The sequence below is a fragment of the Pedobacter sp. 01N416 genome (assembly GCF_056399685.1).
Genome location: NZ_JBFTRT010001105.1, coordinates 1 through 452, shown reverse-complemented (window position 1 = coordinate 452; position 452 = coordinate 1). Strand labels below are relative to the sequence as shown.

The window sequence follows — 452 nt, the reverse complement described above, 5'->3', positions numbered from 1 at the left end:
TAATATCGCCGCCCTGAAAGTTTTTAGAGTAGACCGTTTGGTTACTTCCCCCAAAAACGGCCATTACATCAATAACATCATTATTATTTGTGGTCTTCTGATCGGCAGCTGCGTCAAAATCAAAATCGGCTTTATACTTATCTTTAGGTTTTTTCTTAAACACAAAAGCATCCTTTGGTCTGAAGATTAAAAACCCACCTACTATAACCAAACCAATACCTAAAGCGTATTTAGATAAATCAAAATCTAACCCCGGTATATTACTTAAGGTATTGTAAGCGCCGATCAAAATCAAAATTAGCCAGGCTATTCCTTTAAAGTTACGACGAACGCCGATAAATACACCAAGTGCAATTAAAAAATTAGACCAGCTGAATATCCATCTCGGAATATTTAGTCCCATGTTGTTCAATAGAAATGCAAATCCGATGATGACTATGATGAAACCACTC

At 36.3% G+C, this 452-nt stretch carries 1 protein-coding gene; it reads right to left on the bottom strand.

What is annotated here, in order from left to right:
- Positions 1–452 (bottom strand): LiaF transmembrane domain-containing protein (locus tag AC1DND_RS29445; RefSeq protein WP_477586579.1); only part of this gene is annotated, 452 nt, incomplete at both ends.